Below are 22,362 nucleotides of genomic sequence, written 5' to 3'. Positions count from 1 at the left end.
AGCCCGACGAAGGAGGGCACGTCCGTGTTTCCCGTCGAACGACCCCGGCGGCTGCGCAGCACGCCGGCGATGCGACGCCTGGTGGCCGAGACCTCGCTGGAGCCTCGGCACCTGGTGCTGCCGATGTTCGTCGCGGACGGCATCGCCGAGCCGCGTGAGATCAGCTCGATGCCGGGCGTCTTCCAGCACACCCTCGACTCGCTGCGCGCCGCGGCCACCGAGGCGGTGGCCAACGGCGTCGGCGGGCTGATGCTGTTCGGCGTGCCGCGGCCCGAGGACAAGGACGACGTGGGTTCGGGCGGCATCGATCCGGACGGCATCCTCAACCGCGGTCTGCGGGCACTGCGCAGCGACCTCGGCGACGACACGGTCATCATGGCCGACACCTGCCTCGACGAGTTCACCGCGCACGGGCATTGCGGGGTGATGGCCGCGGACGGCAGCGTCGACAACGACGCGACGCTGGTCCGGTACGTGGAGATGGGGCTGGCGCAGGCAGAGGCCGGCGCCCACCTGCTCGGCCCGAGCGGCATGATGGACGGCCAGATCGCCGCTCTGCGTGCGGGTCTCGACGCGGCCGGGCACCTGGACATCGGCCTGCTGGCCTACGCCGCGAAGTACGCGTCCGCCTTCTACGGCCCGTTCCGGGAGGCCGTCGGATCCTCGCTGAGCGGTGACCGCCGCACCTACCAGCAGGACGCCGCGAACCGCCGCGAGTCGCTGCGCGAGGTGGACCTGGACCTGGCGGAGGGCGCGGACATGGTGATGGTCAAGCCCGCCATGGCCTACCTGGACGTGCTCCGCGAGACCGCCGACCGGTCGTCGGTTCCCGTTGCCGCGTACCAGATCTCGGGGGAGTACTCGATGATCACCGCGGCCGCGCAGCACGGCTGGATCGACCGGGATGCCGCGATCGACGAGTCGTTGCTGTGCATCCGCAGGGCCGGCGCGGACATCGTGCTCACCTACTGGGCGTCCGAAGTGGCGGGTCGGCTGTGACGACGCCCTCGCCGCAGGACCCGCAGGATCAGCAGCAGCAGCCGACATCGCAGGATTCGGCGCAGCAGCAGGATCCGCAGCTGCAGTACCCGGCGCAGCCGCAGTACCCGCAGCCGCAGTACCCGGCGCAGCAGCCGTACCCCCAGGCGCCGCCGGTGCCGCCGAAGCCGCAGCCGCCCGTCGACGTGGTCACCGCGTTCCAGTTGCTGTGCGGCGTCGCGGGTCTGGCCGTGGTGAACCTCATCGCGACCCTCGCGGTGGCGATCGGTGACCGGGCGAGTTTTGCCGACCAGTTGGTCCGCGACATCCGGGCCCAGGACGAGGCGGTGGAGATCACCCGCTCGACCGCGGAGGGCCTGCTGCTGATCGGCTTCGGGCTGACCGCGGTACTCGGGCTGGTCCTGATCGGGGTGTACCTGTTGTTCGCCTTCAAGATGCGCGCCGGTCGGAACTGGGCCCGGATGGTCGTCACCATGATCGCCGTGATGATGGTCTTCGTGGCGATCCCGACGGTGTTCGGGCTCGGCGCGGCGGGCGGTGCGGCCGCGGTCGTCGCGGGTGGTGCCGGCATCCTGCAGGCCGTGTTGGCGGTCGGAGCGGTGATCCTGATGCACCGCGCGGACTCCAACCGGTACTTCCTGCCCGGACTGCAGGCGAAGTAACGACGGTGGGCGAGATGCGCTGGGCGCCCGTCCTGGACGGCTCGGCGGTGCACCCGTGACCGATCCGGAGAACGCGGAGGTCGCGGAGGCCGCGCCGGTCTTCGCCGAGTCGGGCGGGAACTGGCGCGTGGTGGCCGCGGGACCGATGCTGTGCCTGGTGGTGCTGATCGGCGACTTCGTCGTCGGGACGGGTGTGCACTGGGTGGCGCTGACGATGTGTGCGGTGCTGCTGGCCGGCTTCGTCGCGCTGCAGGTCGCCGCGGCCCGGCGGCACGCGAGCGTCTGCCTGACCGACACCGAACTGCGCTGCGGGACGGAGGCGTTGGCGTTGGCCGAGATCGCAGCGGTGCTGCCGGCGGCGGATCCGTTCGCCCGCGACCTGCTGCCCTGGGAGACGGCTCGGGCGCTCGGTGAGTTGTCCGGAGTGCCGAAGCGGCGCACCGGAATCGGACTGCGGTTGCGCGGCGGCGGGATCGTCCGGGCCTGGGCCAGGGACGGTGACGCGCTGCGGACCGCGCTCGAGCAGGCGGTTCCCGACGGGGCCGTGGACGAGGGGGACGGGCGATGACCGGACGTGTGCTGCGGATCTCGGAGCTGTGCCTGGCCGTGCTGGCGCTGGCGCTGGCGGTGTGGTGCTGGCGGCAGGGGGTGAGCACCACAGAGTTCGAGCCGCTGATCGAGGGGACGCCCGCCTTCACCGGCACTCACTACTCGGGGTCGTGGATCGGCGGCGCGACGGCGCTGGTGACGGCCGCGGGACTGTTGGTGCTCGACGTGGTCCGTCGCCGGTAGCATCGTCCGCGACGGGTAGCGCACAATACCCTTGGGGGGTACCCTGGGGTCATGAACGGTTACTCCCCCGAGAAGGACGACCTCCTCAAGCGACTGCGTCGCATCGAGGGGCAGGTCGCCGGGATCTCGCGCATGGTCGACGACGACCGGTACTGCATCGACATCCTCACCCAGGTGTCGGCGGCAACCAAGGCGCTGCAGTCGGTCTCGCTGAAGCTGATGGACGCGCACCTGGCCGGCTGTGTCGTCGAGGCCGCCAAGAAGGGCGGGCCGGAGGCCGACGCGAAGGTGAAGGAGGCGTCCGACGCCATCGCCCGGCTAGTCAGGTCCTGACCGCGCCACACCCGGATCACGCACGCCCGAGGGGTATTCGATGAACACCACGTACACCGTCACCGGCATGACCTGCCAGCACTGCGTCGCCTCGGTCACCGAAGAGGTCGGCGCCGTGCCCGGCGTCACCGCGGTCCGGGTGGACCTCGACTCGGGCAGGCTCGACGTGACCAGTGAGGCGCCCGTGTCGGCGCACGCGATCGCCGCGGCCGTCGACGAGGCGGGGTACGAACTGGCGCCCTGATCGGCGGGTCGCCTCACCGGCCTGGTCCGGGAGAGCGCCCCCGGCGGTGTGCCTATCCCAGCAGCAGGACGCCGACCAGCGCGATCGAGGTGACCCAGACGGTCGAGACTGCCGCCAGCACGAACGGCCGCGCGCCGACCTTCCTGATCGTCGCGACGTGCACCCCCGCACCCAGTGCGAACATTGCCGCGGTCAGCAGCGCGGTCTGGGTGAACTTCGCGCCGTCGAGCAGGGCCTCGGGCAGCAGGCCGGTCGAGCGCAGCCCCGCGCACACGAGGAACGCGAGCACGAACAGCGGTACCAGCGGGGGGTGCTTGGCGTCGACGGCCGGGCCGCCGGCCGAGCGGCTGCGCTGGCGCATGCTCAGGACGGCCATCACCGGGGCGAGCATCAGCACCCGCGCCAGCTTCACGGTCGCCGCGACCGCCAGCGCGCCGCCGCCGATCGCGCCGCCGGCCGCAATCACCTGTGCGACCTCGTGGATCGAGCCGCCCGCCCACATGCCTGCGGCCGACTCGTCCAGCCCGAGCAGGGTCGCGAGCAGCGGGATCGCGGGGATCATCAGCGTGCCGAAGACGACGACCAAGGCGACGGCCGTGAGCACCTCTTCCTCCTCGGCGTCGACGACCCCGTCGACCGCCGCGACCGCCGCGGCCCCGCAGATCGAGAACCCGCACGCGATGAGCACCCGCTGTGTCCACGACAGTCCCAGCAGTCTGCCGACGAACATCGTGCCGGCGATGCCCAGACCGACGATGGCGACGACCATCACGATGACGCCCCCGCCGAGGCCGAGGATGTCGCTGAACATCAGCTGCAGCCCGAGCAGTGCAATGCCGACCCGCAGCAGCTTCTTGGCCGAGAAGGTCAGCCCCGGCCGTACCCGTTCGGGGAGGTGGACGAGGTTTGCGGCGAGTGCGCCGAGGACGATGGCGATCAGCAGTGGGCTCACCGTGGGGAAGAGGCTCCCGATGCCCAGTGCGACCGCCGTGGCCACGGCGCACAGTGCAAGGCCGGGCAGGACGGCGCCGGTGGCCGGTCGCAGCCGCGACCACGTCCCGGCGGATTCGGCACCGGCTGCGGACCCGGTCTGCGGTCCGTGGACCTGCGTTGTGCCCAGCTGACTACTCATCCTTCTACGGTCCGTGACTCGGCGTCCCGGCGCTAGCCGTCATCTGGGCATCACTGCATATGATTCTGATATATCTGGGTGGATGGTCATATGATCAGTGCATGGCGCGGAGATGGCCCGACCTCACGGTTCTCGAGTTGCTGGTCGGCGTGGACGACCACGGAAGCCTCAGCGCGGCAAGCAGGCACGTGGGAATCGCGCAACCGAACGCGAGTCGCGCAGTCAAGCAGGTGGAGCGTCAGTTCGGCATGGCGCTAATCCATCGCAGTCCGACCGGCTCCACCCTGACCGCGGAGGGCACCGTCATCGCGCACTGGGCGCGTCGGGTGCTCGAGGATGCGAACCTGCTGCTCGACGTGGCGGAGGGTCTGCGCGCCGAGCGGTCCGCCGAGCTGACGGTGGGTGCCAGCATGACGGTCGCAGAACACCTGATGCCCGCGTGGCTGGGGCGATTCCGTGGGCTGCATGCCGACGTGTCGATTCACCTCCAGGTCCACAACTCGGCCGCGGTGTTCGCCCGGGTTCAGGACGGTACGTGTGACGTCGGCTTCGTCGAGTCGCCCACGGTGCCGCGGACGCTGAACAGCGTGAAGGTGGCGCACGACCGCCTGGTCGTGGTGGTGGCGCCCACCCACCCCTGGGCTCGCCGCCGCCGGGCGCTGACCGTCGCCGAACTGGCAGGCACCCAGCTGCTGGTCCGGGAGCCGGGTTCGGGCACCCGCACCACCCTGGACCTCGCCCTGCAGGAGTACGACCGGGCCGCCCCGCTGCTGGAGCTGGGCAGCGCCGCGGCCATCCGCACCAGCGTGATGAGCGGCGTCGGCCCGGCGGTGCTCAGCACCCTCGCGGTCAGGGATCAGGTGGCGGCCGGCGAGCTCAAGGTGATCGACGTGGACGGACTCTCACTCGAGCGCGTGCTTCGCGCGGTGTGGCGCCCGCCCCGCCAACTCGACGGTCCCGCGGGCGAACTGGTTCGGCTGGTCCGGCGGGAGGGCCTCGAACGGGCCGACCGGTAGCGGACCACGCGAGCGGTACCCGAGCAGGACCGGGGCCGGTCCCCGCTCGGGGCACCCGGCCCCGGTCCGGTCCCGCGGCACCGGCAGGCGATTCAGGCCAGCGCCGCGTCGGTCGCGGCCCGGACGTGCTCCTCGGTCACCCCGGGTGCGCACTCGCGCAGCACCAGGCCGGTCTCGGTCACGTCGATCACGGCGAGGTCGGTGATGATCCGGTGCACCACAGCCTGCCCGGTCAGCGGCAGCGAGCACCGCTCGACGATCTTGGCGCAGCCGTTCCTGTCGGTGTGCTCCATGACGACGATGACCCTGCGGGCCCCGTGGACGAGGTCCATGGCGCCGCCCATGCCCTTGACCATCTTCCCGGGCACCATCCAGTTGGCCAGGTCGCCGGTTGCCGAGACCTGCATGCCGCCGAGCACCGCGGTGTCGATGTGGCCGCCGCGGATCATTCCGAACGAGAGGGCCGAATCGAAGAATGCCGCACCGGGACTCACCGTGACGGTCTCCTTGCCCGCATTGATCAGGTCCGCGTCCACCGCGTCCTCGGTGGGGTAGGGGCCGGTTCCGAGGATGCCGTTCTCGCTGTGCAGCGTGACGTCGACGCCGTCGGGCAGGAAGTTCGGGATCAACGTGGGCAGCCCGATGCCGAGGTTGACGTACTCGCCCGGCGACAACTCCTGCGCCGCCCGCGCGGCCATCTGCTCCCGCGTCCAGCCGAGGGTCTCGACAGTCGTGGTGGTCATCGTGCGCACTCCTTCGTCGCGGAGACTGTCCGCTTCTCGATCCGCTTGTCCTGCATGCCGGTCTGCACGATCCGGTCGACGAAGATCCCCGGCAGGTGCACCTGTCCCGGGTCGAGTTCGCCCGCTGCGACGACGCGTTCGGCCTGGACGACGCAGACCCGTCCGGCCATCGCGGCCAGCGGGTTGAAGTTCATCGCGGCCTTGTTGAACACCAGGTTGCCCTCGGTGTCGGCGACCAGGGCGTGCACCAGGGCATAGTCCGCCACGATGGACTCCTCGAGGACGTACCGACGGGCTCCCCAGGCGCCGCCGAACTCCCGGACCTCCTTCGGCGGCGAGGCCAGCGCGACGGACCCGTCCGGCGCGTACCGCCACGGCAGCCCGCCCTCCGAGACACTCGTGCCCACCCCGGCTGGGGTGAAGAAGGCCGGAATGCCCGAACCGCCGGCCCGCAGCTTCTCGGCGAGCGTTCCCTGCGGGGTCAGTTCCACCTCGAGTTCGCCGGCGAGGTACTGCCGGGCGAACTCCTTGTTCTCGCCCACGTACGACGCGGTCACCCGACGGATTCGCTTGTCCTCGAGCAGGATTCCGAGTCCGTGACCGTCGGTGCCGCAGTTGTTGGTGTACACCTCGAGGTCGGTGGCAGTGCCGGCGGCGAGCGCGGCGATCAGGGCGTCCGGGATGCCGCACAATCCGAATCCGCCGACCGCCAGCGAGGCCCCGGACTCGATGTCGGCAACGGCCGCGGCCGCCGACGGGAAGAGTTTGCTCATCGGTTGTTCTCCGTGCTCGTGCGCGCACCGGGCGCGTCGTCCGTCCGGTCGGGCCGGAATTCTCGGCTGGGGGAGTTCGGGGCGGTCTGGGTCAGCGTCGCCAGCTTGCGCAGGCTCGACGGGTAGAGGCGCCGCCCGAGCAGCAGTGCCGCGACGGCGCCGACGTAGGCGAGCGGGGCCAGTGCCATGGCCTCGACCAGGCCGAGGCGGTCGGCGAGCATCCCGACCACGAAGGGGCCCAGGGCGAGGCCGAGCAGGTTGTTGGCGACGGTGAGGGTGCCCAGCGCTGTCGCCCGAACAGACGGGTGGGTCAGGCTGGCGACCATGGCCGCGGTGGGGCCGGACGAACCACCGGCGAAGAAGGAGCCGATCGCGATCAGCACCAACTGCGCGACGCCGTTCTCCAACCGGAATCCGGCGGCGAGTGTCACCAGGGAGATGGCGCAGTAGACGACCGCGGTGATCCATCGCCGGCTGGCGTCGGCCAGTCCCACTCGGTCGGTGATGACGCCACACACGACCATCCCGATGGCGACCAGCAGCACGAATGCCGATGCCGTGGCGCCGGCCCGGTCCGGAGCCATGTCGTAGTACCGGTTGAAGAAGCTCGGCAGCCAGGCCAGCAGTACGGCCGCGGTGAACAGCTGCAGTCCGCCGCCCACGTAGGCGCACAGTACCGCTGGATTGGTGAACAAGGTCGAAATCGGCACGCGCAGAACGGGGTTGAGTGCGGTCTCGTCGCCGGGCCGGTCCTCCACGGCGTACTCGGCAAGCCTGCGTTCGGTCACCAGCACCCAGAACAGGGCCACCAGGATCAGGCCGAACACCGCCATGGCGGCGAACGACCAGCGCCAACTCAGGTGCACCGCGATGTAGCCGCCGAGCGAGACGCCGATCACGGAGCCGAACGACCCCCCGGCCATGAATGCGCCGCTCAACGAGGCGTGCACGCGGGGCGCGAAGACGGTCAGGACCACGGCGATGCCGACGCTGCCGTAGGCCGCCTCGCCGACGCCGACGAGGAACCGGGCGCCGAGCATGTGCTCGAAGGTGCCGGCCACCGCGCACAGCAGCGTCGCGACGCTCCACAGGATCGCCATCAGGATCAGGCTCTTGACCCGGCCCCACCGGTCGGCCAGCAGCGAGAGCGGGAAGGTGAGCAGACCGACCATCAGCGCGACCACGCTGGTGAGCGAGGCGAGCTGCGAGTCGGACACCACCCACTCGGACTTCAGGTACGGGAAGACGGCGCTGAGCACCTGGCGGGACATGTAGTCCGAGAGCAGCAGGCCGAAGGTGACGGCGAAGACGGCCCAGGGGTAGAGCTTCGACCGCCGGCGGGTGGGGGCCGGGTGGTCGACGGCGGCCGGGTGCGCGTCGAGGTCCGTGGTGTCCGCCAGGACATCGGTGGACGGGGAGGGAAGTCCCATCAGTGCTCCTGTGGGTGGCTCGGTGGGGAGGCGGAGCGGCGCCGATGAGCCGTCTCTCGCGGGGTGGAGGACCCGCGACGCCCGGCCGGGGCGTCGCGGGTAGCGCTGCCGGTCGACTAGGGCGCGGCGGCTGCGGTGCGTGCGGCGTGCGCGTCGAGCTCTTCCTCGAGGATCGGTACCCCGAGGTTGCAGGCATGGATGCCCAGCACGCTCACCATTTCGAGCACGGTCAGGATCTCGTCCCGGGTGACGCCGAGGTCGAGCGCCAGCCGGATGTGCCTGCGCACGCCGGGTGCGTACATGTGGGTTGCCGAGGCGTCGATGGCAATGCTGAGGAGTTCGACGAAGGCGGGCGGGAAGACCTCGCGGCGGATGGGGAGGGCGGCCATCTCCATGAACTGCTCGGTCCATTCGGGATCCCAATGAGACAGCTTGTCCCACAGTGGGTTCCATGTTCCGAGTTGGCGCATGCGATCGATCGTCGGGGTCTGACTGGTGGTGGCGTCGGCAGGGTTGAATCCCGTGTCCACGGCGGCCCTCATTTCGGGAAGTCCAGGCGATGGGTGTGGCACACGCACCCGGTTTCCGGTGCTGTGTCCTGGATCACGCTAGACCGAAATTTGGGCCAGTAGTTACCCCCAGGGGACCGAATTATTAGCATTTCGGGACACTGTGGTGATTCTCCGAGGCCGCGGCTCGCGGCGGTCGCCCGTGGTCAGGTCACCGCGTCGCGCGCGGCTTCGGTGTGGGTGCCGTCGGCGGACGTCTGTCGCCGCCATTCGCGGGGGCTCACCCCGAACTGCTGGTGGAACCAGCGCGAGAAGCTGCTGGGGCTCGAGAAGGAGAGCATCTCGGCCACCTCGGTGAAGGTGTAGCGGCTCCCCGAGGCCATCCGGGACGCCAGTTCCGCTCGGGTCTCGTCGAGGACCGAGGAGAAGGTCTGCCCGGACTTGGCGAGATGGCGGTGCACGGTCCGGCGGTCGACGCCCAGGCTGCGGGCGACCTGCTCGATCGAGCACCGGCCGGTGGGCAGGAGCAGTTCGACGAGTTCGCGGACGCGGGTGGTGGTGGTGGGATCCTCGGGCGCCGTGAGGGTGTCGAGAAACTGCTGCGCATAGGACCGCAGCAGAGGGTCGGAGAGTCGGTTCGGCTTGTCCAGGTCTGTTGTGTAGGTGATGATTCCGGTGAAATCGTGGTCGAAGACCAGGGGTGCGGCGAACATCTGCCGGTAGGTGCTGTCGTCCGCGGGACGGGCGTGGGTGAAGCCGACCGAGACCGGTTTCCAGGTGTCGCCGAGAATTCCGCGCAGTAGTTGGTGCACGACGGCCGCGGCCAGTTCGCAGGACTGCTGGACGGCGGCAGGTTCTCCCAGTTCGATGCTGACCTTGACCGCCGTCAACCCGTCCCGCTCGGACATCCGGATGCGCAGGGCCTCGTTGTACATGTGCTGGTACCGGATCAGGCTCTTGAGCGCGCTGCGGGCGTCGGGTTCCTCGCGGATGCTCACGCTCAGCGGCCCGAGTGTCGACAGCCGTCGCCGTTCGGCGAGCTTGAGTGCGAAGTCCTCGCGCCCGGACTCCGCGGCCGAGAGTTCGAGCACTCGCGCGACGGCGGCCGCGGGGATCCAGCGATCCTGCAGGTTGAGGGCGGCGGGGTCGAGGCCGGCGTCCCGGAGCACGCGGACCGAGTCGATTCCCAGGGTCCGGCCCAGCTCGATGTAGCCCGTCAGTGCTGCGTATCGCGCAAGGGGGCGGGGCATGGACGATCACCTCTGTTCTTCGGCTGCGGGTGCGGTTCGTTCCGACAGGGTAGGTCGTGAACCGGTCCCGGTGCCATGGCCGGTGGCCGCCTTCTCGACCGGGTCTGTCCCTAAAAGGCAACTAATCTGTCCCGTCAGGGTAAGTATGGCGGCCGCTGGGCCGCTAATCTCATGTCAGCTTGATCACACCGGAGGTCGGCGAGCTCGGGGTCCATCGCCTCGGCCCGGGGGCTTCCGCGGGTGTCGACCAGACCTCGGCCTGGCGCTGAAAGTTGTTGGCACCAAAATGATCACCGTCAGTTCAGTACCGACGCGCCGCGCGGCGTGACCGAAGAGCGAGGAGACAGCAGTGGCGAAGGCAATCCGCTTCCACGAAACCGGTGGCCCCGAGGTCCTGAAGTGGGAGGCGGTCGAGGTTGGCGACCCCGGTCCCGGTGAGGTAAGGGTTCGGCACGAGGCCGTCGGCCTGAACTTCGCGGACACCTACTTCCGCAGCGGCCTGTACCCGGCCGAACTCCCCGCGGGCATGGGCGTCGAGGCCGCCGGTGTGGTGGAGGCGGTCGGTCCGGGTGTCGTCGACTTCGCGGAGGGCGACCGCGTCACCTACACCGGCAGCCCGCTGGGTGCCTACAGCACCGAGCGGGTCATGCCGGCCGAACACCTGATCGCCCTGCCCGACGGCATCGAGTTCGAGACCGCCGCGGCGATGACGATGCGGGGACTGACCGCGTCGTACCTGCTGCGCCGTATCCACCCCCTCAAGGCCGGCGACACCGTGCTGCTGCACGCCGCCGCCGGTGGCGTCGGACTGATCTTCACCCAGTGGGCAAAGCTGTTGGGCGTCAACGTGATCGGCACCGTGTCGACCGACGAGAAGGCGGCCGTGGCAAAGGCGCACGGATGCGAGCACGTCATCGTCTACCGGCGGGAGAACGTGGCCGAGCGGGTGCGCGAGATCACCGACGGAGTCGGCGTTCCCGTCGTGTACGACAGCATCGGGGCGACGACCTTCGAGACGTCGCTGGACTCGCTGGCGCGCCGCGGACTGCTGGTGGCCTTCGGCACCGCGTCCGGGCCGACGCCGCCGATCCATGCGATGCAGCTCGCGGTGAAGGGATCGCTGTACGTCACGCGCCCCGCACTCGCCGACTACATCGCCGATCCCGCCGAGCGGGCCGAGCTCTCCGGAGAGTTGTTCGGGCACGTCGTCGCAGGCCGGATCAAGATCGAGATCAACCAGCACTATGCGCTCGAGGATGCCGAACAGGCGCACCGCGACCTGGAGGCCGGGACCAGTGTCGGTTCGTCCGTGTTCTCGTTCTGATCGGCCCATTCGCGCTGAATCATCCATTTGGGCAACGTTGTTCGGTGTAGTCCCGGACGCGTAGACCCCTTCACCGCCACACAGGAGAGCGTCATGACCACCACTGTTGATCACGGCGTCGACCGTGACCTCGGCGCCGGGCGACAGTCGCCCACCGCCGGAACGCCACTCGATGTACATCCGCTGACCTGCAGCATCGGCGCGGAACTGCACGGCGTCGATCTTGCCGATGTGTCCCGCGACGACGAGCTGTTCGCCGCGCTGAAGGCGTTGTTGCTCGAGCACAAGGTGCTCTTCTTCCGCGACCAGGACATGAGTCGGGCCGAGCACGTCGCGCTCGCCGAGCGGTTCGGCGCACTCGAAGACCATCCGATGCTCGGCAGCGATCCGGAGAATCCCGGACTGGTCCGGATCTACAAGGACCTCAGCAGCCCGCCCGAGCAGTTCGAGGGCGCGTACCACTGCGATGCCACCTGGCGGGAGAACCCCCCGATGGGCGCCGTGCTGCGGTGCATCGAGGGCCCGGAGATCGGGGGCGACACGATCTGGGTCAACATGGCGCTGGCCTACGAGAAGCTGCCGGAGGCGGTGAAGGAACAGATCGACGGTCTCTACGCCCGGCACAGCATCGAGGCGTCCTTCGGGGCCCGGCTGCCGATCGAGGACCGCCTGCGGCTCAAGGAGCGGTACCCCGATGCGGAGCACCCGGTGGTCCGAACGCATCCGGAGACGGGGGAGAAGATCCTCTTCGTCAACAGCTTCACCACCCACCTGACGAACTTTCACACGCCCACGAACATCCGGTACGGCTGCGACTACGCACCCGGCGCCGGTGACCTGCTCCGGTACCTGACCAGCCAGGCCGCCATTCCGGAGTACCAGGTGCGCTGGCACTGGACGAAGAACAGCGTCGCGATCTGGGACAACCGGTCGACGCAGCACTACGCCGTCCAGGACTACTGGCCCGCGGTCCGAAAGATGGAGCGCGCCGGGATCGTCGGCGACCGACCGTTCTGACGCTCGTCCTCAATCACCCCTCGCCTCATTCGAGAACTGGAGCTCTGCCATGCATTTCCACGACGATTCGCTGTTCCCCGAGAACCAGGACAAGCTGGTCATCACCGTCGCCCCCTACGGCCCGGAGTGGGCGGTCGAGGACTTCCCCGAGGACCTGCCCCTGACGATGGACGAGCACGTCCAGCAGGCCGTCGACTGCTACGAGGCCGGCGCCACCGTGCTGCACATCCACGTCCGTGAGGAGGACGGCAAGGGTTCGAAGCGTCTGTCGAAGTTCAACGAGCTGCTCGGCCGTCTCCGCGAGGCCGTGCCCGACATGATCCTGCAGGTCGGCGGTTCGATCTCCTTCGCCCCCGAGGGCGACGGCGCGGACGCGAAGTGGCTCTCCGACGACGTGCGCCACATGCTCGCCGAGCTGGACCCGAAGCCGGACCAGGTCACCATCGCGATCAACACCAGCCAGATGAACATCATGGACCTGATGACCCCCGGCGACATCAAGGGCACCTCGATGGAGAACGCCGAACTGGCGCACACCTACCGCGAGATGACCGTGCCCGCCGGCCCGGAGTGGGTCGAGGAGCACCTGCGGCGACTGCAGGCCGCGGGCATCCAGCCGCACTTCCAGCTGTCCTCGATCCCGCAGCTCGAGACCGTGGAGCGGCTGATCCGTCGCGGCGTCTACACCGGCCCGCTGAACCTGACGTGGGTGGCGATCGGCGGCGGCTTCGACGGCCCGAACCCGTACAACATGATGGCGTTCGTCAACCGGGTTCCGGACGGTGCGTGCCTGACGCTCGAGACGCTGATGCGCAGCGTGCTGCCAGTGAACACCATGGCCATCGCGATGGGTCTGCACCCGCGCTGCGGCAACGAGGACAACCTGTGGGCCCCGAACGGCGAGGAGAAGATCACCTCCGCCGAGCAGGTCCGTCAGCTGGTGCGGGTCGCCAAGGAGCTCGGTCGCGAGGTGGCCACCGCCAAGGAGGCCCGTGACATCTACCGGATCGGCCAGAGCTACAAGGATGCCGACGAGACCCTCGCCCGGCTCGGCTACGCGCCGAACCGGCGCCCCGGTCAGGTCGGATTCACCCAGCACGCCTAGCAACTCGCCTCCGCCGGGGGCGCCCCGGGAACCGGGGGACACCGAGACCGGTCGGTTCGGCGTCCCCCGGTTCCCGCTAGAGGAAGGACAGGGCACATGAGCAGAACCGAATCCCCGACCGTGGTGATCGTCCCCGGACTGCGGGACCACGTGGCGGACCACTGGCAGACCCTGCTGGCCGCCGACCTCGACCGGGTCGCGGCCGTGGCGCCGCTCGAGCACGACAAGCTCAGCCTGGCGGCCCGGGTCGCCGCCCTGGAGTCGGTGCTCGCCGACGTCGACGGCCCGGTGGTGCTGGTCGCGCACAGCGCCGGGGTGCTGATCACCGTGCACTGGGCGCAGCGGCATCGACGTCCGATCGCGGGCGCGCTACTGGTCACCCCGCCGGACCTGGGCGTGCCGCTGCCCGCCGGCTACCCCACCCCGGAACAGCTCGACGCCAACGGTTGGAATCGGGTCCCGCGCACCGTGTTGCCGTTCCCCAGCATCGTCGGCGTCAGTACCGACGACCCGATGGCCGAGTACGGGACCGTGGTCGAGCTGGCCGAGAGCTGGGGCAGCCGGGTACTGGACCTGGGCGCGGTCGGGCACCTCAATCCCGCATCCGGGTACGGCCGCTGGCCCCTCGCCACCCGCCTGGTCGACGAGCTGATCGCCGACGCGACCGTTCGAGGCTGACCGCCCAGTGCCGTGGGCCGCAGGCCCTTCCCAACCCGAGAGAGAAGTCGATGCTCAACCTTTCCATGTTCCTGGAGGACTCCGCCCGCAAGTACCCGGGCCGCGACGCCCTGGTCCTGGGCGATGAGCGTCTCACCTACGCGCAGACCGATGCCCTCGCCAACCAGGTTGCCGCACTGTTGGTCTCGAGCGGAATCGCACCCGGTGACCGGGTTGCGCTGTCCTGCCCCAACCTGCCGTGGTTCCCGATCGTCTACTACGGGATCCTCAAGGCAGGCGCCGTCGTCGTGCCGCTCAACGTGCTCCTCAAGGCCGGCGAGATCGCGTATCACCTGCAGGACTGCGGGGCCAAGGCCTACTTCTGTTTCGAGGGCAGCGGCGAGTTGCCGATCGGGCAGTACGGCCGCGCCGGTTTCGCGCAGGCCCCGGAGTGCGTGGACATGTTCGTCATCGGGGCGGACGCGGGGGCGACGGGCGCAGGCGTCACCGCCCTCGACGCGGCCCTGTCCGGTCGGCCGTCCGAGTTCGACACGGTGGTCCGGGAGGCCACCGACACCGCGGTGATCCTGTACACCAGCGGCGCCACCGGTCGGCCGAAGGGTGCCGAGCTCACCCAGTCGAACATGGTGATGAACGCGATCGCCGCGAATCGTCTCTTCGACACCCTGCCCAGCACCCCCGACACGCACCTGTTGACACTGCCGCTGTTCCACTCGTTCGGCCAGACCATCAACATGAATGCCGGTTTCGCGGTGGGGGCGACCCTGGTCCTGCTCCCCAGGTTCGAGGCGGCGGCGGCGCTGCGGATCATGGAGAGCGAGGCCATCACGATCTTCGCCGGGGTGCCCACCATGTACTGGGGGCTGCTCGGCGCCGTGGACGAGTCCGTCGACGTGCGGCGCATCGCCGCGAACCTGCGTAAGGCGATCTCCGGCGGCGCAGCCCTGCCGGTGGAGATCCTCGAACGTTTCCGGAACCGGTTCGGGGTCCAGATCCTGGAGGGCTACGGGCTCTCGGAGACCTCGCCGGTCGCGCTGTTCTCCGACCCCGAGCAGGCGCCGCGGCCCGGGTCGATCGGCGTCCCGCTCTGGGGCGTCGAGGTGCGGCTGGTCGACCGGGAGTGGAACACCGTCACCGGGCCGGACACGGTGGGGGAGATAGCGATTCGTGGCCACAATGTCATGAAGGGCTACTACGGCCGCCCCGAGGCCACCGCCGAGGTGACCCGCGACGGCTGGTTCCGCACCGGCGACCTCGCGCGCTGCGACGAGGACGGCTTCTACTACATCGTGGACCGGGCCAAGGACATGATCGTGCGCGGCGGGTTCAACGTGTATCCGCGCGAGGTCGAGGAGGTTCTCCTGACACACGATGCGGTTTCGCTGGCGGCGGTGATCGGCGTTCCCCACGAGAGCCACGGAGAGGAGGTCAAGGCCTTCGTGATCGTCGAACCCGGCGCGGAGATCACCGCCGACGAGCTGATCGCGTGGTCGAAGGAGCAGATGGCGAGCTACAAGTACCCCCGCCAGGTCTCGCTCGTCGAGGTGCTGCCGATGACCGCGACCGGGAAGATCCTCAAGCGCGAACTCTCCTGAGGCAGAAGCGGGCCCGCCACCGCCGGGGGTCGCCGCGAGGAGTGGGTCAGCGAGCCAACATCGCCGCGCCCAGCGTGGACTCCGGCACCGCGAACCCCTCGACCAGATCCAGGGCGTGCGGGCGCAGGGTCCGGCAGCGCTCGTTGATGCCGCGGTTGACGGCCTTCGCCCGCTCGACGGACAGGTGCCGGTGCTCCATGAACCAGGCCTTGTCCTCCTCGATCACCGTCAGGGCGTAGAGGTCGCACAGGTCGCCGAGCAGGTCCGCCGCCGCCTCGTCGGGGCACGAGTCGATGCCCGCGACGAACGCCTCGAGCACCACCCGGTCGATGTGCGCCTCCGCGGCGCGGAGCACATGGTCCTGCACGAAGTTGAAGGCGTCGAACGGGTCCTCCTCGCGCTTCCGGGCGCCCTGCAGGCGCCGGGCGGCGGTGGAGAGCAGGTACTCCTCCCGGTCGGAGAACATCCGCAGCTGGGTGCCGCGGTTGAACAGGCTGCCGTCCTCCTCGTTGTCCTGGCGGGTGTCGAGGATGGTCTGGATGATCTGCTGCGCCGCGGTGCGCTTCTTGACGACGTCGCCGACGGTGGTGGCGGCGAACCGCATCCAGTCCGCCGGTCCCATCCCGCGGACCTCGTCGGCGTAGGCGGTGAGCAGCTCCTTCGCCACCAGCTGGGTGAGCACGTGGTTGTCGCCCTCGAAGGTGGTGAACACGTCGGTGTCGGCCTTGAGCACGACGAGCCGGTTCTCGGTGAGGTAGCCGGCGCCGCCGCAGGCCTCGCGGCACTCCTGGATCGCCCTGGTGGCGTGCCAGGTGTTCGCGGCCTTGAGCCCGGCGGCGCGGGCCTCGAGCTCGCGTTGTTCCTGCGGGTCCACCTCCGGCGCGCTCTGGATCTCGTGCAGCCGGGTGACCAGCTCGTTCTGCGCGAAGTGCAGGGCGTAGGACTTCGCGATCAGCGGGAGCAGCCGGCGCTGGTGCACGAGGTAGTCCATGATGAGGACCTCCTCGTCGCTCTCGGGTTTGTCGAACTGCCTGCGCGCCAACGCATACCGGGTGGCGATGGACAGGGCGACGCGGGCCGCAGCGCCGGCCGCCCCGCCGACGGTGACGCGGCCCCGCACCAGGGTGCCGACCATGGTGAAGAACCGCCGGCCCGGGTTCTCGATCGGCGAGCTGTAGCTGCCGTCCGCGGCGACGTCGCCGTACCGGTTGAGCAGGTTCGCCCGCGGTACCCGCACCTCCTCGAAGACGATCCGGCCGTTGTCGACGCCCGGCAGGCCGCCCTTGTAGCCGCAGTCCGAGGTGGTCACGCCGGGCAGGTCGTCGCCCCGCTCGTCCCGGATCGGGACCAGGAAGCAGTGCACCCCCTTCGACTCCGGGGTCTCGCCGGGGCCTGCGGTGACCAGCTGGGCGAACACGGCCGCCATCCGGGCGTGCTGGGCGGCGCCGCCGATGTAGTCCTTGCGGGACGACGGGGTGGGGGAGTCGATCACGAACTCCCCGGTCGCGGCGTCGTAGGTGGCGGTGGTCTCGAGTTCCTGCACGTCGCTGCCGTGCCCGGTCTCGGTCATCGCGAAGCAGCCGAGCAGGTCCAGGTCGATCAGCGGCCGGACGTACTCCTCGTGGTGGACCGCGGTGCCCAGGTTCTCGATGGCACCGCCGAACAGTCCCCACTGCACCCCGGCCTTGACCATCAGCGACAGGTCCGACATCGCGAGCATCTCGATGCTGGTGACCGCCGCGCCCACGTCCCCGGTGCCGCCGTGCTCGACGCTGAAACCGTTGGCCGCGTAGCCGGATTCGGCGAGAACCCGCATCTGCTCGAGCGCCGTGGCCCGGGCGGCGGCGAGGTCCGGGGTGAAGTGCGGAGCGAACTCGGGGCGGAGCAGGTCCAGCCGGACCTTCTCCCGCACCTCCCGCCACCGGCCGTCGAGGGTGGTCCGCAGGTGATCCGCCGTGGTTGCCATGCCCCGACCGTAGCGACCTCGTGGTGCACCCGCCGGGTAGGCGCGCGGCGGCCCGGTCCGGTCTGCCCGTCGCGCCGTCGGCACCGGGCACTGGCCGATTTGCGTTGAACACTACAAAACTTGAACACTGTTCAAGTCGGTGGGTGAGAGGTGGAGTTCGATGACGGATGCAGTCGAGGCGCGGCCCGGAACGGGGGCGGTGCGGCACTCCCGGGTGCTGGTGATCGGCGCGGGATTCGCCGGGCTCGGCATGGCGGTGGGCCTGGCCCGGGCCGGTGCGGGCGAGTTCGTGGTGCTCGAGAAGTCCGACGAGGTCGGCGGCACCTGGCGGGAGAACACCTACCCGGGTTGTGAGTGCGACGTGCCCTCGGTCCTGTACTCGTACTCGTTCGCACCGCACCGTCGCCGCGGCGGCGGCCGGGCCTCGCAACCCGAGATCCTCGACTACCTGCGGCGGGTGAGCGACGAGTACGGCGTCCGCGCGAAGATCGAGTTCGGAGCCGAGGTCGGCGACGGCCGGTGGGACGAGGCCGCCCGGCGCTGGCACGTCCGGACCGTGGACGGCCGCGAGTACGTCGCGCAGTTCCTGGTCGTCGGGACCGGGGCGCTGCACCAGCCCGCGCTGCCCCGGATCCCCGGTGCCGGGACCTTCGGCGGGCCCGCGTTCCACTCGGCGCAGTGGGACCACTCCGTCGACCTCACCGGCAAGACGGTGGCGGTGATCGGCACCGGCGCGAGCGCGGTCCAGCTGGTGCCCGAGCTCGCCGCCCGCGCCGGTGCGCTGCAGCTCTACCAGCGCACGCCCCCGTGGGTGCTGCCGCGCCGCACCTCCCGCCTCGCCGTCGATCGGGTGCCGGTGACGGGACGGATCGCCAGGGCGCTGACCTACTGGAACGCGGAGCTGCTGGCGGCCGGGCTCAACGGACCGCCCGCGCTGACCCGGCCCCTCGAGGGTCGGGCGCGGCGGCACCTGCGCCGCCAGGTCCAGGATCCCGAACTCCGGCGGGCACTGACGCCGGGCTACCGCATCGGCTGCAAGCGGATCCTGCGGTCAGACGACTACTACCCGGCGTTGAGCCTGCCGGGGACGCAGGTGGTCACCGACCCGATCGCCGAGATCCGCCCGGACGCCGTGGTGACCGCCGACGGGACGGTGCGCCCGGTGGACGTGATCGTCTACGCCACGGGATTCCGGGTGGCGGGCCCGCTGGCCCGGCTGCCGCTCGCCGGGCGGGGCGGGGTCACGCTGCAGGAGCGGTGGCAACGGGACGGGATCGCGACGCACCTCGGCATCACGGTCGCCGGGCTGCCCAACGCGTTCCTGCTCACCGGGCCGAACACCGGGCTCGGGCACAGCTCCCTGGTGTTCATGATCGAGTCGCAGGTCCGGCACGTGCTCGCGGCGATGGCCCTGGTGGACCGGGAGGGTGCGGGTGCCGTCGACGTCCGTGCGGACGCGCAGGCCGGCTTCCACGCGGACCTGCACGAGCGGCTCGCGTCCGCCGTCTGGAGCGCCGGCGGCTGCGCGAGTTGGTACGTGGCCGCGGACGGCACCAATCACTCGCTGTGGCCAGGCTTCTCGTGGCGGTACCGACTGCGCACGCGCCGGGTGCGGCGCCGCGACCACGAGCTGTTCTGACGGTCGCCGTGGCTCAGCCGGCAGGCGCGGGCAGCGCCGGGTGCAGCTGAACCTCCTGGGTCTTGACCACGAAGTACACCCGCCGCCCCGGCGCGAGGTCGAGGTCGGCGACGGCCGCGGCGGTGACGTCCGCCGCGAGAGCGGCACTGCCGTCCGGGTTCTCGGCGCCCCGCACCCGCACCGCGGCCCCGTGCACCTCCATCTCGGCGATGGTCACCGGGAGCACGTTGCGGGGGCTGGCGTGTGGCGGCTCGAGGTGCACGGCCACCGCGGCGGGCCGGAACAGCGCGACCGCTGCCGCGCCGGCGTGGAGGCTGCCGCCGGTCTCCTCGGTCCCGGAAACGACGGTGCCCCAGGGTGTCTCGAGTGCCCCGTGCTCGACAATCCGGCCGGACAGCAGGTTGACGCCTGCGATCCGGGCGCCGAACGCGCTGCGCGGCGAGGTGAGCACCGAGCGCACACTGCCGGACTCGACGACGCGTCCGCGCTCGACGACCACCACCCGGTCGGCCAGTGCGAGTGCGTCGAGCAGGTCGTGGGTGACGATCACCGCGGTGCGGCCCTGCTCGCGCAGGACGGTCCGCAGCAGTCGCCGCACCGCGGGCGCGGCGGTCACGTCCAGCGCGGACATCGGTTCGTCCAGCAGCAGCACCCGCGGCTGCGCGGCGAGCGCCCGGGCGATCGCCACCCGCTGGGCCTGCCCGCCGGAGAGTTGGGCGGGCCGGCGGCGGGCGAGGTCCTCCGCGTCGACGGCCCGGAGCCACCGGCGGGCCAGCTCCCGGGACGCCGCGCGGCCGCGACCCTGGCTGCGGGGTGCGAACTCGACGTTGGCGGCGGCGCTCAGGTGCGGGAACAGCAGCGCCCGCTGGGACAGCAGGGCGACCCCGCGCGCGTGCGCCGGGACGAACACGCCGGCGTCGGTGTCGGTGAGCACCGCCTCGCCCAGCGTGACGGTGCCGTGGTCGGGCCGCACCAGCCCGGCGACCAGCGAGAGCAGCGTGGACTTGCCCGCGCCGTTGGGACCGAGGACGGCCAGCACCTCGCCGTCGGCCAGGGTGAGGTCGAACGCGGCGTCGCGCGCGTCGAGCCGGGCACGGACCCGCAGGCCGCTCACCGGGTGCCCCGGACCCGGCCGGTCAGGCGCCTGCCATGCACGGCGAGGACGATCAGCGCCGAGACCGCGATGAGCAGCAGTGAGAGCGCGACCGCGGCGTCCGGGTCGGATTCGCGTTGGAGGTAGATCTCCAGCGGCAGCGTCCGGGTGACCCCCTGCAGCGAACCCGCAAAGGTGATGGTGGCACCGAACTCCCCGAGCGCGCGGGCGAAGGCGAGCACCGCCCCGGAGAGCAGTCCGGGCAGCACCAACGGCAGCGTCACCCGGCGCAGCACCGTGGTCGGGCGGGCGCCCAGGGTGGCGGCGACCCGTTCGAAGTCGTGGCCGGCCACCCGTAGCGCGCCCTCGAGGCTGATCACCAGGAACGGCAGCGAGACGAAGGTCTGGGCCAGCACGACCGCGGTGGTGGAGAAGGCGATTCGGATTCCGAGCACCTCGAGGTGCTGGCCGAGCAGGCCGTGTCGACCGAATGTGTACAGCAGCGCGAGGCCGCCGACGACGGGCGGCAGCACCAGGGGCAGCAGCACCAGTGCGTGCAGCAGCGAGCGGCCGCGGAAGCTGCCGCGGGCCAGCACCAGCGCCATCGGCACCCCGACCGCGACACACGCCGCGGTGCTCGCGGCGGCCGTCTTCATGCTCAATGCCAGTGCGGTGCGGGAGGATTCGGAGGTGATCAGGGGAAAGAAGTTCGGCCAGTCGACCGTGACGAGGATCGAGACCAGCGGCAGCAGAAGGAACAACGCACCGGCGGCGGCGGGCAGGTAGGCCCAGGCGGGCAGGCCCACGGCGGCCCCGGTGTCGGCGCCCCGGCGTCCGGTCACGGCGCCGCGAACCCCGCATCGGTCAGCACCGTTCGGCCCGCTTCCCCGGTGACCAGGTTGACGAACTCCCTTGCCGCGGAGGCGCTCTCCGATTCGTTCAAGACCGCGATGGGGTAGGTGTTCACCGCACCGGCCGACTCGGGGAACGCGACGGCGGTCACCTTCGCGCCCGCGCCTGCCGCGTCGGTGACGTAGACCAGCCCGGCGTCGGCCTGGCCGGAGGTGACCTTGCCGAGCACGTCCGTGACCGACGACTCCTCGCTCACCGGCGTGAGATCGACGCCGGTGGCCTGCTCCACCGTGGCGGTCGCGGCGCCGCACGGTACCTGCGGTGCGCACACCACCACCTGAGTTCCGGGCGCGGCGAGGTCCGCGAAGGTGTTGACGCCCCGGGGGTTTCCCGGCGGGGTGACGATGGTCAGGGTGTTGGTGGCGAAGTCGACGGGGCTGCCGGCGACAAGCCCGGCGTCGACGGCCCGGGTCATGTTCGCGGTGTCGGCGGAGGCGAACACGTCCGCGGGAGCGCCCTGGCTCAGCTGCGTGAGCAGGTCGGCGGAGCCGGCGAAGTTGAACCTGACCGCGGTGGTGGGGTACCTGGCCTCGAACATCTCGCCGAGTTCGGTGAAGGTGGACCTGAGCGAGGCCGCCGCGTAGACGGTGATCTCGGGGACCGCGGCGGCGGTGCGGCTGGGGTCGGTCGACCCGGTGTCCTCGGTGCCCGAGGTGGCGCAGCCGGCCAGCAGGGCGGCGGTGGTGAGCGCGGCGAGTGCCGGGCCGAGAGCGCGAGTCATGCGGTCCCTCCGTGGGATCGGTTTGCCGGCGTCTCGACGACGACCGTGGTGGCCTTGACCATTGCGACGGCGACCTTGCCGGGCACCAGGCCGAGCTCGGCGGCCGAGGTGGCACTCATCAGCGACACGACGGTGAAGGGCCCGCACTGCATCTGCACCTCGGCCATCACCGTGTCGGCCGTCACCTTGGTGACGAGTCCGACGAATCGGTTCCGGGCGGAGCTGCCGACGCCGAGCGGGTCCGGCGGCGGTGTCGCGTGCCTGCGGGCGAACTCGGCGAGCACCGCGCCGTCGATGACCTTGCGCCCCGACTCGTCCTTGCCCGCGACCAGGGTGCCTGCGTCGATCCAGCGTCGGACCGTGTCGTCGCTGACCCCGAGCAACGCCGCGGCGTCCTTCACGCGTATCGACATGCCTGCCTCCGTATTG

24 protein-coding genes are annotated in these 22,362 nt (G+C 70.6%); 13 read left to right on the top strand and 11 right to left on the bottom strand.

Annotated features, from left to right (window positions below):
* Positions 1 to 24: 24 nt before the first annotated feature.
* Genes hemB through ACFO6S_RS15745 form a run of 6 tightly spaced genes read left to right on the top strand, consistent with a single transcriptional unit; the run spans position 25 to position 3,030 of the window.
* The gene (hemB, locus tag ACFO6S_RS15770) at positions 25 to 999 is read left to right on the top strand and encodes a porphobilinogen synthase (protein WP_378418525.1); all 975 of its coding nucleotides are present in this window, start codon (positions 25 to 27) and stop codon (positions 997 to 999) included.
* Positions 996 to 1,661, top strand: coding sequence for a hypothetical protein (locus ACFO6S_RS15765; protein WP_378418523.1), 666 nt, complete (start codon positions 996 to 998; stop codon positions 1,659 to 1,661). Before hemB ends, ACFO6S_RS15765 begins: the two co-directional genes overlap by 4 nt.
* A 55-nt stretch (positions 1,662 to 1,716) precedes the next feature.
* A complete protein-coding gene (locus ACFO6S_RS15760) occupies positions 1,717 to 2,229 on the top strand; it encodes a hypothetical protein (RefSeq protein WP_378418521.1) in 513 nt (170 codons plus the stop codon).
* On the top strand, positions 2,226 to 2,453 hold the full coding sequence (locus ACFO6S_RS15755; protein WP_378418520.1) for a hypothetical protein: 228 nt from the start codon (positions 2,226 to 2,228) through the stop codon (positions 2,451 to 2,453). The genes ACFO6S_RS15760 and ACFO6S_RS15755 overlap by 4 nt, the downstream gene beginning before the upstream one ends.
* Positions 2,454 to 2,504: 51 nt before the next feature.
* Complete coding sequence (locus ACFO6S_RS15750; RefSeq protein ID WP_072842629.1) at positions 2,505 to 2,786, top strand: metal-sensitive transcriptional regulator; 282 nt, start codon at positions 2,505 to 2,507, stop codon at positions 2,784 to 2,786.
* Between the two features lie 40 nt (positions 2,787 to 2,826).
* On the top strand, positions 2,827 to 3,030 hold the full coding sequence (locus ACFO6S_RS15745; protein ID WP_378418518.1) for a heavy-metal-associated domain-containing protein: 204 nt from the start codon (positions 2,827 to 2,829) through the stop codon (positions 3,028 to 3,030).
* A 52-nt stretch (positions 3,031 to 3,082) separates the two neighbouring features.
* On the opposite strand, the gene ACFO6S_RS15740 is transcribed toward ACFO6S_RS15745, so the two are convergent.
* Positions 3,083 to 4,162: a YeiH family protein gene (locus ACFO6S_RS15740; protein WP_378418516.1), complete on the bottom strand. Its 1,080-nt coding sequence runs from the start codon at positions 4,160 to 4,162 to the stop codon at positions 3,083 to 3,085.
* A 101-nt stretch (positions 4,163 to 4,263) separates the two neighbouring features.
* On the opposite strand from ACFO6S_RS15740, the gene ACFO6S_RS15735 reads away from it, so the two are divergent.
* Positions 4,264 to 5,178, top strand: a complete 915-nt coding sequence (locus ACFO6S_RS15735) for a LysR family transcriptional regulator (protein ID WP_378418515.1) — start codon at positions 4,264 to 4,266, stop codon at positions 5,176 to 5,178.
* A gap of 92 nt (positions 5,179 to 5,270) precedes the next feature.
* Here ACFO6S_RS15735 and ACFO6S_RS15730 read toward each other — a convergent pair whose 3' ends face one another.
* The 5 genes from ACFO6S_RS15730 to ACFO6S_RS15710 all read right to left on the bottom strand — a co-directional run bounded on the left by ACFO6S_RS15730 (position 5,271) and on the right by ACFO6S_RS15710 (position 9,883).
* Positions 5,271 to 5,921 carry a CoA transferase subunit B gene (locus ACFO6S_RS15730; RefSeq protein ID WP_378418513.1) on the bottom strand — a complete coding sequence of 217 codons (651 nt, stop codon included), beginning with the start codon at positions 5,919 to 5,921 and terminating at the stop codon, positions 5,271 to 5,273.
* Complete coding sequence (locus tag ACFO6S_RS15725) at positions 5,918 to 6,694, bottom strand: CoA transferase subunit A (RefSeq protein WP_378418512.1); 777 nt, start codon at positions 6,692 to 6,694, stop codon at positions 5,918 to 5,920. Before ACFO6S_RS15725 ends, ACFO6S_RS15730 begins: the two co-directional genes overlap by 4 nt.
* Positions 6,691 to 8,124 carry an MFS transporter gene (locus ACFO6S_RS15720; RefSeq protein ID WP_378418510.1) on the bottom strand — a complete coding sequence of 478 codons (1,434 nt, stop codon included), beginning with the start codon at positions 8,122 to 8,124 and terminating at the stop codon, positions 6,691 to 6,693. The genes ACFO6S_RS15725 and ACFO6S_RS15720 overlap by 4 nt, the downstream gene beginning before the upstream one ends.
* Positions 8,125 to 8,240: 116 nt before the next feature.
* A complete protein-coding gene (locus ACFO6S_RS15715) occupies positions 8,241 to 8,594 on the bottom strand; it encodes a carboxymuconolactone decarboxylase family protein (protein ID WP_378418716.1) in 354 nt (117 codons plus the stop codon).
* Positions 8,595 to 8,839: 245 nt separating this feature from the next.
* Entirely contained in the window at positions 8,840 to 9,883 is a 1,044-nt protein-coding gene (locus ACFO6S_RS15710) for an AraC family transcriptional regulator (protein WP_378418508.1), read from the bottom strand.
* 349 nt (positions 9,884 to 10,232) lie between these two features.
* On the opposite strand from ACFO6S_RS15710, the gene ACFO6S_RS15705 reads away from it, so the two are divergent.
* From ACFO6S_RS15705 to ACFO6S_RS15685, 5 genes are all read left to right on the top strand, one after another.
* A complete protein-coding gene (locus ACFO6S_RS15705; protein ID WP_378418506.1) occupies positions 10,233 to 11,207 on the top strand; it encodes a quinone oxidoreductase family protein in 975 nt (324 codons plus the stop codon).
* A gap of 93 nt (positions 11,208 to 11,300) precedes the next feature.
* Positions 11,301 to 12,224 carry a TauD/TfdA dioxygenase family protein gene (locus ACFO6S_RS15700; RefSeq protein WP_378418505.1) on the top strand — a complete coding sequence of 308 codons (924 nt, stop codon included), beginning with the start codon at positions 11,301 to 11,303 and terminating at the stop codon, positions 12,222 to 12,224.
* A 49-nt stretch (positions 12,225 to 12,273) separates the two neighbouring features.
* Positions 12,274 to 13,329 carry a beta-keto acid cleavage family enzyme gene (locus ACFO6S_RS15695; protein ID WP_378418503.1) on the top strand — a complete coding sequence of 352 codons (1,056 nt, stop codon included), beginning with the start codon at positions 12,274 to 12,276 and terminating at the stop codon, positions 13,327 to 13,329.
* A gap of 96 nt (positions 13,330 to 13,425) precedes the next feature.
* The gene (locus ACFO6S_RS15690) at positions 13,426 to 14,007 is read left to right on the top strand and encodes an RBBP9/YdeN family alpha/beta hydrolase (RefSeq protein WP_378418501.1); all 582 of its coding nucleotides are present in this window, start codon (positions 13,426 to 13,428) and stop codon (positions 14,005 to 14,007) included.
* 50 nt (positions 14,008 to 14,057) lie between these two features.
* Entirely contained in the window at positions 14,058 to 15,602 is a 1,545-nt protein-coding gene (locus ACFO6S_RS15685; RefSeq protein WP_378418500.1) for a long-chain-fatty-acid--CoA ligase, read from the top strand.
* Between the two features lie 46 nt (positions 15,603 to 15,648).
* Here the strand turns inward: ACFO6S_RS15685 and ACFO6S_RS15680 are convergent, their stop codons facing one another.
* On the bottom strand, positions 15,649 to 17,568 hold the full coding sequence (locus ACFO6S_RS15680) for an acyl-CoA dehydrogenase family protein (RefSeq protein ID WP_378418499.1): 1,920 nt from the start codon (positions 17,566 to 17,568) through the stop codon (positions 15,649 to 15,651).
* A gap of 160 nt (positions 17,569 to 17,728) precedes the next feature.
* Here ACFO6S_RS15680 and ACFO6S_RS15675 point away from each other — a divergent pair, with 160 nt between their 5' ends.
* Positions 17,729 to 19,207, top strand: coding sequence for a flavin-containing monooxygenase (locus ACFO6S_RS15675; RefSeq protein WP_378418497.1), 1,479 nt, complete (start codon positions 17,729 to 17,731; stop codon positions 19,205 to 19,207).
* 13 nt (positions 19,208 to 19,220) lie between these two features.
* Here the strand turns inward: ACFO6S_RS15675 and ACFO6S_RS15670 are convergent, their stop codons facing one another.
* Genes ACFO6S_RS15670 through ACFO6S_RS15655 form a run of 4 tightly spaced genes read right to left on the bottom strand, consistent with a single transcriptional unit; the run spans position 19,221 to position 22,346 of the window.
* The gene (locus ACFO6S_RS15670; RefSeq protein ID WP_378418495.1) at positions 19,221 to 20,321 is read right to left on the bottom strand and encodes a sulfate/molybdate ABC transporter ATP-binding protein; all 1,101 of its coding nucleotides are present in this window, start codon (positions 20,319 to 20,321) and stop codon (positions 19,221 to 19,223) included.
* Complete coding sequence (locus tag ACFO6S_RS15665; RefSeq protein WP_378418493.1) at positions 20,318 to 21,142, bottom strand: ABC transporter permease; 825 nt, start codon at positions 21,140 to 21,142, stop codon at positions 20,318 to 20,320. Before ACFO6S_RS15665 ends, ACFO6S_RS15670 begins: the two co-directional genes overlap by 4 nt.
* Positions 21,139 to 21,933, bottom strand: coding sequence for a molybdate ABC transporter substrate-binding protein (modA, locus tag ACFO6S_RS15660; protein WP_378418491.1), 795 nt, complete (start codon positions 21,931 to 21,933; stop codon positions 21,139 to 21,141). Before modA ends, ACFO6S_RS15665 begins: the two co-directional genes overlap by 4 nt.
* A complete protein-coding gene (locus ACFO6S_RS15655) occupies positions 21,930 to 22,346 on the bottom strand; it encodes a TOBE domain-containing protein (RefSeq protein ID WP_378418489.1) in 417 nt (138 codons plus the stop codon). The genes modA and ACFO6S_RS15655 overlap by 4 nt, the downstream gene beginning before the upstream one ends.
* Positions 22,347 to 22,362: the final 16 nt, after the last annotated feature.

The sequence above is a fragment of the Rhodococcus kronopolitis genome (assembly GCF_042654025.1).
Lineage (GTDB): Bacteria > Actinomycetota > Actinomycetes > Mycobacteriales > Mycobacteriaceae > Rhodococcus_G > Rhodococcus_G kronopolitis.
This window is presented reverse-complemented; position numbering and strand designations above follow the sequence as displayed.